This window comes from Methanoregula sp. (assembly GCF_002835825.1).
Lineage (GTDB): Archaea > Halobacteriota > Methanomicrobia > Methanomicrobiales > Methanospirillaceae > Methanoregula.
In genome coordinates this window covers 1-11,740 of the sequence record NZ_PIZH01000025.1, presented here as the reverse complement: position 1 = coordinate 11,740, position 11,740 = coordinate 1, and the positions used below count along the sequence as shown (strand labels likewise).

Annotated in this window: 9 protein-coding genes; 3 read left to right on the top strand and 6 right to left on the bottom strand. The window is 58.1% G+C overall.

Annotated elements, in window-relative coordinates:
- The coding region (locus tag CW742_RS01885; protein WP_292415825.1) for a diaminopimelate decarboxylase at positions 1-1,304 on the top strand (1,304 nt) is incomplete at its 5' end.
- 131 nt (positions 1,305-1,435) lie between these two features.
- On the top strand, positions 1,436-2,257 hold the full coding sequence (gene dapF, locus CW742_RS01880; RefSeq protein ID WP_292415823.1) for a diaminopimelate epimerase: 822 nt from the start codon (positions 1,436-1,438) through the stop codon (positions 2,255-2,257).
- Between the two features lie 45 nt (positions 2,258-2,302).
- On the opposite strand, the gene CW742_RS01875 is transcribed toward dapF, so the two are convergent.
- The 5 genes from CW742_RS01875 to larC form a co-directional block, all read right to left on the bottom strand.
- Positions 2,303-3,388, bottom strand: a complete 1,086-nt coding sequence (locus CW742_RS01875; RefSeq protein ID WP_292415821.1) for a helix-hairpin-helix domain-containing protein — start codon at positions 3,386-3,388, stop codon at positions 2,303-2,305.
- Positions 3,389-3,489: 101 nt separating this feature from the next.
- Positions 3,490-5,550 carry a PAS domain S-box protein gene (locus CW742_RS01870; protein ID WP_292415819.1) on the bottom strand — a complete coding sequence of 687 codons (2,061 nt, stop codon included), beginning with the start codon at positions 5,548-5,550 and terminating at the stop codon, positions 3,490-3,492.
- 105 nt (positions 5,551-5,655) lie between these two features.
- A complete protein-coding gene (gene radB, locus CW742_RS01865; protein WP_292415817.1) occupies positions 5,656-6,330 on the bottom strand; it encodes a DNA repair and recombination protein RadB in 675 nt (224 codons plus the stop codon).
- A 56-nt stretch (positions 6,331-6,386) separates the two neighbouring features.
- Positions 6,387-6,950 (bottom strand): GNAT family N-acetyltransferase, encoded by a 564-nt coding sequence (locus CW742_RS01860; RefSeq protein ID WP_292415814.1) that lies wholly within the window; start codon positions 6,948-6,950, stop codon positions 6,387-6,389.
- A 50-nt stretch (positions 6,951-7,000) separates the two neighbouring features.
- On the bottom strand, positions 7,001-8,197 hold the full coding sequence (larC, locus tag CW742_RS01855; RefSeq protein ID WP_292415812.1) for a nickel pincer cofactor biosynthesis protein LarC: 1,197 nt from the start codon (positions 8,195-8,197) through the stop codon (positions 7,001-7,003).
- 42 nt (positions 8,198-8,239) lie between these two features.
- Here larC and CW742_RS01850 point away from each other — a divergent pair, with 42 nt between their 5' ends.
- Positions 8,240-10,657, top strand: a complete 2,418-nt coding sequence (locus CW742_RS01850) for a CDC48 family AAA ATPase (RefSeq protein ID WP_292415810.1) — start codon at positions 8,240-8,242, stop codon at positions 10,655-10,657.
- A gap of 765 nt (positions 10,658-11,422) precedes the next feature.
- On the opposite strand, the gene CW742_RS01845 is transcribed toward CW742_RS01850, so the two are convergent.
- Positions 11,423-11,686 (bottom strand): TSUP family transporter, encoded by a 264-nt coding sequence (locus tag CW742_RS01845; protein WP_292415808.1) that lies wholly within the window; start codon positions 11,684-11,686, stop codon positions 11,423-11,425.
- Positions 11,687-11,740 lie beyond the last annotated feature (54 nt).

The window sequence follows — 11,740 nt, the reverse complement described above, 5'->3', positions numbered from 1 at the left end:
CCCAAATCGAGGAGCTTGAGAGGGAACATCCAACTCCATTTCATATCTACGAGGAAGTGGCGATCCGTGCAGGAGCCCGCCGGCTGTACAAGGCGTTCTCGTGGGTACCAACGACAGACGGGAAAGCGGGCGGCTTTCAGAATTATTTTGCGGTCAAGGCTCTCCCCAATCCGTATATTCTTCGTCTCCTGCATGAGGAGGGCATGGGAGCGGACTGTAGCTCGCTCCCTGAGCTCCAGCTTGCGAGTGCTGTCGGGATCAAAGGGGAGGAGATCATGTTCACCTCCAACGACACCCCGGCAGAAGAGTTTGTCCAGGCAAAAAAACTCGGGGCGATCATCAACCTTGACGATATCACCCACCTTGACTTCCTGGAGAAGACCGCAGGGATCCCCGGGCTTCTCTGTTTCCGCTACAACCCGGGAGACGACTACAGTCATGGCAACCCGATCATCGGTAATCCCAGTGAAGCAAAATACGGGCTCACCCACGATCAGATCCTCAGGGCATACACCATCGCCAAACAGAAAGGTGCAACCCGGTTTGGCCTGCATGCCATGATCGTCTCCAACCAGCGCGACGAGGAGATCCTTGCCGATGCAGCCCGGCTGCTCTTTGACCTTGCCGTTGAGATCCACGAGAAGACCGGCATCCGGGTAGAGTTCATCAATCTCGGCGGGGGCATCGGCATCCCCTATTCTCCTGTCGATCACCAGGTGGATATCGGGGACTTTGCAGAGAGAGTGCACGAGCACTACAAGGAGATCATTGTCGGGAACGGTCTTGCACCGCTACGCATCGTCATGGAGAGCGGACGGGCGGTAACCGGGCCGTATGGCTACCTGGTCTCCCGCGTACGTCACGTTGCGCAGAAGCACCGCGATTATGTCGGGCTGGATGCGTGCATGGCAAACCTGATGCGCCCCGCGCTCTATGGAGCCTATCACCACATCACCGTACTGGGAAAGGAAAACCTTCCCCTGGACCACGTATACGATGTGACCGGCAGCCTGTGCGAGAACAACGACAAGTTCGCCGTCCAGCGGATCCTTCCTGAGATCAGCCCCGGGGACCTCATGGTTATCCACGACACGGGAGCGCACGGCTATGCAATGGGGTTCAACTACAATGGCAAGCTCCGGTCAGCTGAGTTCCTCATGCAGAATGGTGGCAAATTGAAACTGATACGGCGAGCAGAAACTGCAAACGATTATTTCGCCACTCTCGACTTCGAGGGATCGGACTTCTCCGGTCTTGCACGGAACAGGGAACCGTCCCCACTCCCTGCCGGGAACAAAAAATAATACGATACTGTGCAGGAATATCCCTGCAATCTCTTTTTTGTTATTTCTGCAGGAGTGCCAACCGATGCCTTTATGGAATGGCACAACTCTCCAGAACAGTACGTAACAGCAGGACAGGGCGGGGATTCTGTATGGAGATTCATTTCAGCAAACTGTACGAGAACGGCAATGATTTCATTGTTATCGATGAACGGGAGCACACCGTTATCCCCGATGACATGAAAGGGCAGTTTTCCGCAATCTACTGCGACCGGCGCTTCGGTATCGGGGCTGACGGGGTAATTTTCCTTTCGAAATCAGAGAAGAGCGATCTCCGGATGCGCCTAATCAGGCCTGACGAGAATGAGGTTGAGCCATACGGGAATGGTATCCGCTGCCTTACCAAGTACGCGTTCGATAATGGGTACGTAAAGGAGACCTGTACCGTGGAGACCCCCGCTGGAGAGACAGCAGTCTCGATGGAGTACAAGGAGGACACGTTTACCGCAACCATCACGATGTCCCCGCTGAAATTCGACAGGACCGCTATTCCTGCCACCGGCTCGGGTGAGTATCGTGAGACCATCGAGGGTTACGAAGTCCATGCCGTACATTCAGGCGCTCCGCATGCTGTCATTATCGTTGATGCAGTTGATGCTGTTGATCTCGGGTCTATAGCCCCGAAGATTCGTCACCATGCAACGTTCCCGGAAGGGGCGAACGTGAACGTTGTCGAGAGAACCGGCCCGGACAGCATACGGATCCGTACATTCGAGCGGGGCGTGGAAGACGAGACCCTGTCATGCGGTGCCGGTGCGACTGCCTCGGCAGCAGTTGTCCACAAACTGGGCCTGGCGGGAGAGGTTGTTGATGTAGAAACCCGGGGTGGGCCGCTGACAATTTACCTGAAAGGCGACGGTGCAAAGATGGAAGGTTCGGCTGTGACGGCCTTTACCGGCCGGATTACCTGCTGATCCCAGATTCATCTTATTCTTTGATCGCATCTTACAGGAGCTCTGTCAGGCAAACAGGGCAAGGGTTGCCTGGCGGGGAACTTTGGCAAAGGCCAGGTAGGGCATGGCCCGTCTCAGGCAGGCTGCATCCATATTTATGTCACCGGGATTCCGTATCCACCGATCCTCCCGTGCTGCAATGATGGCGCGTGCGGTGGTTGGACCAATACCCGGGACACGAAGGAGGTCTGCAAAGGATGCCGAGTTCGGGTCAACCGGATCGTTGCCGCGGGCAAGAAGTGCTTTCGGATCGTCGTTGGGGAGGGTCGCGTTGTCGTCCAGGATGGGGAGAAGTTCTTCCCGGGAATAACCGTACTCCCGGACGAGACTGTCGATCTGGTACCAGCGCCGTGGCCGCCATGCCGGAGTGCTCTCGCGGGAGGAGAGCCGGGTCTTCGGAAGGGCCCGGAAACCCGAATAATAGATCCGCGAGGGATGCAGATTGCCGTAGAGTGCGGTAACACAATCGAAGACCTCCCGGTCGGTCTCTCCCGCGGCCCCGATAACGAGCTGTGTCATGAAGCGCCCGGGAGCAGCATCGGCGATCCAGCCTATCCGTTTCATGATATCGTGTGCATAGTCCTTGATTCCCGAAAGGAACCGGAGCCGGCTCTCTCCCGTAGTCTCGATGTTGAGGCTGATGCAGTCCGCGAGCCGTGCAGACTCTTGGATGTCATCGCGGGATGCACCGGGCAGGATCTTCAGGTGCAGGTATCCCGGGTATCCCTGGCTCCTCAGGATCCTGGCGGTCTCGATGAGCCCGCTCATCACTTCGTCGGTGTCATGCGGCACACCGGAACTCAGAAAGAGCCCCCCGGTAAGGTTGTTCCGGTACTGTTCGTGGACAATGTCTGCCAGCTCACGGGGTGCAAACGAGTGATGCGAACGGTCGAGACGGACCGAGCAGTAGGCGCAGTCATACGAGCAGCTGCCGTGGAGGAGCACCTTAAGCATCCTGTTGCATCCGGCTGCGTGCGGGTTCCTCGTGATGCAGCTCTCCGTTGAGAGTTGCTGCATACACTCCCCGGGAACACAGATGTCGTACTGGCTTTGTGATGTCAGCCGCGCCAGCTTCCCCCCGCATCCGGTCATCACTCTCATTCTGACGGGGACTGGTTAATAAGTGCAGGGCGCGGGAGGTGAAAGTGAGATGACGGTATCGTCCCCTTGCCATAAAAGAGGTTCCGGTCTTCTTAAGAATTTTCTCTCTCCCTGCCTGAGATGTCGCGGGAGATATTCAAAAACTCCTTCACCTTCCCATCCTGGTCACGGATAATGCGGGTTGTTGACTCAAAGAGGATGTATTGTCCGTCCCTGTGCCGGAACCGGAATGTCGATGTTGTGATCTGTTTTCCTCTCTCGTGGATCGCGTGGAGGTCCTGTATCACACCCGGAAGGTCATCAGGATGGATCATGCCGAGGACAGGCTTCCCCAGCACCTCCTCTGGTTCATATCCAAGGAGTGTCTTTACCGATGGGGAGGTGTACAGCAGGACGCACTCCGGGTCCAGCCGGTGGATAATATCCACGCTGTGTTCAGCGATGAAACGGTTCTTCTCCTCGTTTATCCGCTGCTCCCGCTCGGCAGCAACGCGTTTGGTGATGTCACGGGATACGCCGAGCACTGACGTGACGCTGCCTGTTGCGTCTGAAATGGGCATGAGGGCATGGTCGAACCACAGGACTTCCCCGTCAGGTGTTGTCATGGGGCTCTCGGTTCTTACGGGCTCACCGGAAGAGAAGACCTGCCGGAGCCCCATGAGCTGGCCGGCAGAGACCTCGGTTGGGAAGAACCTGCTCCTCGGCTGTCCGATGATTGTGTCCGGGACAACATGGAGGAAATCCGCCGCCCGCCGGTTGACGTAGAGCACCCGGTCATCGTGGTCAACAACGAAGATCATGTCCTGCGATGCCTCTGCAAGGGAGCGATACCGGGCCTCGCTCTCCTTTAAGGCAGCCTCGATCCGGTTGCGTTCCGTGATGTCCCGGACAAAACAGAACGCGAATTCTTCTTTCCCGCGCGCGACATAGACCGAACCGATCTCCACGTCAATAATTACGCCGTCCTTTCTCCGGTGCCGCGTCTGGAAGAACTGTTTTTTGTTCTTCCGCAGGTCCGCCACCGACTCCTCCCACCGGGCCAGTGAAAAGTCCGGGTCGAGATCGAAAACGGTCATTGCCATCAGTTCCTCGCGCGAATACCCGGTCTCCTGGCAGGCAGCGTCATTGACAAAAACGAAATTTCCCGCCATGTCCATCCAGAAGACTTCATCATAGGCGCTCTCGATGGAGGTCTTCATGAGGTGGAGCTGGCCCTCTGCCTGTTTCCTCAGGGTGATGTCACGGATTATTGCGAGAGCCACGGGTTTACCTTTGAAATCAAAGAGGTGGGCATTGATCTCGACCGGGATTCTCTGTCCGTCTTTTGTCAGAAGAACGGCTTCGGAGGTGGCATGTCCCTCCTCCCGGAGCGTTCTGCTGCTGCGGTTTACAGCCGCCAGTGAATCCGGGGCAACGAGATCCCGGGGGCTCATCCCGAGGAGTTCACCCCGGGTGTATTTCAGCTTCCGGCAGGTGACATCATTCACCTCAAGATAGTGTCCCTGTGCCAGATTTTCGGTAAGGGCATGAAGCGTGATCATGTCGCTTGCATTGTTGAAGAGGGCCCGGAACTTCTCTTCGCTTTCCCGGAGGAGGGCCTCGCTCCTTCTCCTCTCAGTGATATCTTCGAGAATCAGGGAGGCTCCTTTCTGCCCGGCAGAAAAGACAATAGGGACAACGCGGTACGAAAAGGAGCGTTCGCATGCAGGAAGATCCAGATCGCCCCGGGACTCTGTCCCGGAAACCCCCTCTTGGATGGATGCGAGAAGCCGGGGAAAGTTGTCATCGAAAAAGGAAGGGATCTTCGTGAACTCGATGTTCTTTCCGGTAACCTCCTTCTCCTCTGTGCCGATAAGCCGGGCAAACGGCATGTTGAGGAATACAACGCGAAGGCCTGCATCTACCTGCATCACGAACTCGGAGGAGAGGGAGAGGACCGAGGAGACCGGCAACCGCTCGGAGAGGCGGTAGATCTTCGCCATCCCGAAATGGCGCATCTCGACCTGTCCGGAGATAAGGAGATTGTCGAGATACCGGCTTGCAGTATTCCGGTTGATCTCAATCTTGTTTACGATCTCCGTGATGCTGAGCCCCTGAGGGTTCTCCCGCAGAAGAGCGGTGAGGCGGGCAGTGATCTCCCTTCGCAATGCCATATGCGAGGGAACTATTCTGCTTCACACGATATAATTGTTCCAATCTTCCGGGCTTTATGAAAAACCGCCAGCTGGGACAGGTGGGTGGACGGAAAGAAAAAGAGTCTACCGGACACTGATGCCGTCTCCGGTGATCTCGTACTCAAGGGACGCTCCTTCCGGGCGGGACCGGTGTTTGACCAGGCGCGCCCGCCGGACCCCGGGTGTATCTGTTTTCTCCAGGCGTACGATCACTTTGGAGATGTGTTCCAGGGCCGTCCCCCCAAGGCCGTAAAAGGTGTTCTTGACGGTGTCCATGTACACCTGGTTGGTGATAATGACAGGGATCTCGTACCGCTTGGCATAACCGAGGAGATGGATCATCTGCCGGGTCAGCGCCTGCATGGCATCCCGGCCCTTCTCAAGATCGGTGCGGTACAGGGCAGTAGCTGAGTCGATGACGAGCAGGCCCGGCTTGTGCGCTTTTAGTACCTTTTCCACCTCAAGGATCATCGATCCCTGGTGCTCGAAATCGACAGGCTCAAAAAGGAAAAAGCGCTCCGCAATCTTCTCGGTGTCAGTACCCGCGATCTGCCGGAAGCGCTCGGTCGAGAACCCCTCCGAATCGATCCAGGCAACCGCATGGCCGGCCCGGAGACAGGCGACAGCAGCAACAAGACAGAGCGTGCTCTTGCCGCTCGCAGGCTCGCCATAAAACTGCGTGATTGTCCGCAGTTCGAGGCCCCCGCCAATGAGGGTGTCGAGTGCTGCGTTCCCGGTGGATCGTTTCTCGGTCTTCATGGGCCTGTTATCTCTTCCACATTGGGGCTGGTATCCTATAAAGCCCGAATACCGGGTTATTTCCGGCCGGAAACGGGGCCTTGTATTTCCCGCAGGTAACAGATAGTCCCCTCTTCCGCCCCGGCGCCCGCAGGGACGTCCTCCGTTTTTACGAACCCGTTCTTCTCCAGCACACGGATGGATGCAGCAGGATTGGGATACGTTGTGGCAATGATCCTCGTTATACCCGGGAGGGAGAAGATGACCGGAACAAGAGCGCCTACAGCCTCGGTTGCATAGCCCCGGTTCCAGAACTCATCCAGCACCGAGTACCCGAGAACTGCGGTATCCGGCCGCCCCCCTGCCTGAAGGATGCCGCCGTTCCCTATGAGCGTTCCCGTTCCGGTTGCCGGGTCGTTGATTACCCAGTACCATGCAGCAAAGATCGGTCCAGACGGGTCATCCTGTATACGGAGGAACTCGCGAATAACGCCCTCGTCCATGAGTGGGGGTGGCCATGCAGCCGGTACTCTTGCCTGAAGAAGAAGGGAAAACCGGCCCCGATCATTCAGGTCAGCTGCAAGGACTTCGCGGGTTGCCGGGATGAGGGTAAGGCGTTTTGTTTGCAGGGGGATTGTCATAGAATATTCACCGGCTAAAAAAGGGATCTTCTGGCAGGCTGAACAGAGCGTCAGCTCTGGATCTGCCGCCGGGCTTGTTCCTCGACAACCCTGAGCACATCGCGGACCGGTATCCCGAGCTCAGCTGCAAGCTCCCGCGCCGGTTCGAACTCTGCCTTGAGTGTATAGACCGAGCCGTGCATCCATCCCAGTTTTACCAGGAGCTTCTTTCTCGTCCCGGCAATTTCCACATCAATCTCCTCAACCGTCCTCTCAGCGATGAACCGGTGGACCGACGGGATGCAGCGGATGCCCAGCGTCCCGAGCTCTCGTGCCATCAGTTCAGCGATCTGCGTGCTCGTCTCAGGCAGGCAAATAACCCGGATCAGGTATCCCGGCCGGCCCTTCTTCATCACGATGGGGGTGGCGCTCGCGTCCCGGGCGCCGGCGTCCATGAACCGGCCGATCGCATGGGCGATCATCTCACCGCTCACATCGTCAATATTCGTTTCGAGAATATCCACCGTGTCCTCGGGGTGCCCGCCGGTTGTTCCTGTCGTCTCGACGATCATTGCCCGCAGCACGTTGGGTGCATGAGCCGGGTCGCGGGTACCGGCTCCATAGCCGAGTGCTTTGATAGTGTACGCCGGTAACTCGCCGGGAGCGCCCGCTGCTGCCTGGAATTCGGCCAGGAGTGCAGCCCCGGTGGGGGTGCAGAGTTCGCCCACGTGGATCCCGGAGATCGTGGCAAGGTTCGTGTGCCTGAGGATCGCCGCCGTTGCCGGTGCCGGGATGGGAAAGGTGCCGTGGGAGCCGGTACCGGTCCCGTGGCCGAGCGTGACCGGGAGGATATGGACCCGGTCGACCTCGAGGGTATGGAGGGCTGTGCAGGCCCCGACAATGTCCGCGATTGCGTCATCGGCCCCGACTTCATGGAAGTGCACATGGCCGCCGTGCACTTCCTCTTCGGCAGTATTGATGCGCTCAAAAACCCGCCGGGCCATCGCCATGGCCGGTTCAGGCATATGAGGTGTGGCAGCATCGAGCCGCTCCAGAACTTCGTCCAGCGTCCGGTGGACCGGCAGGGCTTTCGTCTCGATCCATAGTGCCTGGATCCCGGCCCGGGTCACGCGGGAGATCTTCGGTTCCGCTACCACGGCCTTCATCGCCCGCACGACGATATCCTTGTCAGCCCCGCAATCCAGCAGGGCAGCCGTGATCATGTCGCCTGCCGCCCCGTGGAAGGGATCGAGTATGAGGACCCTCATTATCAGTACTTATAAATCCCTGCGTATATGACCTTTAAGGTAATGCCAGAAGTGCAATTGAGGGTGGATTCCGCTTACCCCGGCGACCAGGGCGGCGGAAAGGCCCGGCTGGATCCCGAAACAATGCTCGCACTCAAGATCTCCCCCGGCGATCTGGTCGCGATCGAGGGAAAACGGAAGACTGTTGCCAAGGTCTGGCGATCGCTTGTCGAGGACTGGAACCAGAAGAAGATCCGGATCGACAACTTCACCCGCCTCAACGCCGGTGCCAGCATCAACGACACGGTCAGGGTCGCAAAGATTGCAGACGAGATCGAGGCAAAGCGGGTGGTGCTTGCGCCCCCGGAGGATCTCCCCAAGAAGATCCCGATCGCGAATAACCCGCACGTGGTCAACGGCCTTATCGATTTTCCGGTGGTGAAGAACGACACCGTCCCGGTGATGCTCGGCCTGCCCTTCATCCAGCCGCAGATCGTCGGCTTCAAGGTCGTCGAGATCGAGCCCGAGGAAGCGGTCATTATCACCAAGAATACCGCGATCGAGTTCTCGGACAAGCCGGCGGCAGGCTTTGAGGGTATCAAGCGCTTCTCGTACGAGGATATCGGAGGCCTCAAGGACGAGCTCCAGCGGTTGCGGGAGACCATCGAGCTCCCGCTCCGGCACCCGGAACTCTTCCAGAAGCTCGGGATCGAGCCGCCCAAGGGCGTTCTCCTGTACGGCCCGCCCGGCACGGGAAAGACCCTGATAGCAAAGGCGGTTGCAAGCGAGAGCGGTGCGCACTTCATTTCAATCGCCGGCCCTGAGGTCATCTCGAAATATTACGGAGAGAGCGAGCAGCGGCTCCGCGAGGTCTTCGAGGAAGCCCGCGAGAACGCGCCCTCTATCATCTTCATCGACGAACTCGACTCCATCGCTCCCCGGCGCGAGGAGGTTACGGGCGAGGTCGAGCGCCGTGTCGTTGCCCAGCTCCTGACCATGATGGACGGCCTTGAGGAACGCGGGCAGGTCGTAGTCATCGGCGCAACCAACCGTGTCGATGCAATCGATGCTGCCCTCAGGAGGCCCGGCCGGTTTGACCGCGAGATCGAGATTGGCGTTCCGGGTGAGCCCGACCGGATCGAGATCATGAAGATCCATACCCGGGGCATGCCGCTTGCCGAGGATGTCAGCCTCGATGTCCTCGCCCAGCAGACCCACGGGTTTGTCGGGGCGGACCTTGCAGCCCTTGCCCGTGAAGCGGCAATCCGTGCCCTCCGGCGCTACCTGCCCGAGCTGGACCTCGATGCCGAGGAGATCCCCGAGGAGGTGCTCGACAAGCTCAAGGTGCTGGCAAGCGACTTCCGGAGTGCCCAGCGTGACGTGGGCCCGAGCGCCATGCGCGAAGTGATGCTTGAGGTCTCGCACGTCGGGTGGCAGAACGTCGGCGGCCTCGATTCTGCAAAGACCGAAGTCCGGGAAGCTATCGAGCTCCCGCTCACCGACCACCAGAAGTTTGAGGACCTCGGTATCGAGCCCCCGCGTGGCATCCTCCTCTATGGCCCGCCCGGCACGGGTAAGACCCTGATAGCAAAGGCCGTTGCAAGTGAGAGTGGTGCAAACTTCATCCCCGTCCGTGGACCCCAGCTCCTCTCCAAGTGGGTGGGCGAGAGCGAACGGGCAGTCCGCGAGGTCTTCAAGAAGGCCCGGCAGGTCTCCCCCTCCATCATCTTCTTCGATGAGATCGATGCCCTTGCCCCTGCCCGTGGCACGAGCAGCGACTCGCACGTGATCGACAATGTCCTCAACCAGATCCTGACCGAGATGGACGGGATGGAAGAGCTGAAAGATGTCGTTGTCATGGGCGCCACGAACCGCCCGGACATCGTTGACCCGGCCCTCCTCAGGGCGGGACGCTTCGATCGCCTTGTCTATATCGGTGAGCCCGGCATCGAGGACCGGAAGAAGATCATCCGGATCCACACGCGGTTCATGCCCATCGAAGGCTCAGCGCTCGATGAGGTCGTGCAGATGACCAGCGGGTTCAACGAGGACGCACTTGGCGAACTTATCGAAAAACTCGGGAAAGAAAAAGACGTCGCTGTTGCAGATATCCAGGCAGCAACCACCCCGGTTTCCAATGAGGGAGCGGGACTTCCCGCCGGCCTGAGACGGAGGCGCATCCTGGAGATGCTCTTCGAGAAGAAGCTGGTCCTTTCTGATCCTGCACGCGACAAGCTGGCTGCTGATCTTGCCGGTGCAACGGAAGGCTTCGTGGGATCGGACCTTGAGTCGCTTTGCCGGGAGGCAGGCATGCTCGCCCTGCGGGAAGGAGCTGTCACCGTAGCAAGGAAGTATTTCGATGAGGCCCAGAACAAAGTCCACCCGACAATGAACGAGAACCTCCGGCAGTACTATGGCAAGATCCAGCAGCACTTCAAAGGCGGGCTCCCCAAGCAGGTCCAGCCGCCGGAATACCAGTAATTTTTTCCTTTTTTTAGTTCTGTAGAAATCCTGTGTGGGATTGTGGTAGATAACGATGGAGCCACGGGCGCTCGGGGTCTGCCGCCCCTCGCCCCGTGGAATTAAGCCGTATGCGAGCTTTGAAAAAAATGAAAACGGGGGGTCAAGGGGGCTTGTCCCCTTGGGCTGCCCCCCCTCTTGGGGAGAGAGGTGGTCACACTCGTAATTCCACTGAGTACGTTGTGACAAGAATTTCTACAGAGCTCATTTTTCGTATCACCCAATTTATCGCCATGAATTGTTGACAGTCAAGAGTCCGAAGGCTGCCCCCCCGGCTGAGGAGATCACATCCCTGCCGGAAGTGCAGTCTCCGTCGGAGATTAATCCCACGGGGAATCCCCCAGGCCCGCGAAAGGCCCTTTTTCTAAGAACTCTGACGAGTGCTTCTCATCTTCCTGGTCTGATGCCCAGTCATATTTTCAAATCAGGCGTATTTTTCCGATCGGGGGCCATTTTGACCTTTTTTGATGTTTCCCGTTTTTCCCATGATTCGTGAACCTGACATATTCGACCAATAAGCCTGACATAAACTTCCGGAAACGCCCATTTCAGCCGCTGGTTTTGGTGACTGTATAATGGTAGGCTTAAAGTGCGCTAATAGAAACCTAACATATCGCGAAAGTCACCAGCGATCGGGCCATAGGGAGGTGTTCCGAAGGCCGGATCGAGTAATTCGGGGGCCCCGGAAAATTTCCAGCAGGAAAAAAATTCGGAATATCTGAATATTTATCCGCTCACGAGCATCGCCACACCAATCAGGACGAGCAACCCGGCAAAGAGGATCTGCAGGTTCCTGCCAGAACATGCGTGGGCGAACCGGACACCGAGCCGGGCGAACGGGATGGTTGTTGCGGCAAGGACGCCGAACGCGACAAGGTCAACGTACCCGATCGAGTAGGGCGGCAGCCCGCTCACCCCGATCCCGTTGGCCATGTACGCAACCATGGCCCCTGCGGAGGAGAAGATAAGGCAGGCTGAGGAGGTTCCCACTGCACGGTGAATCGTCTAGCCGAGCAGGGTGACAAGGATCCGTACACGCAGCGA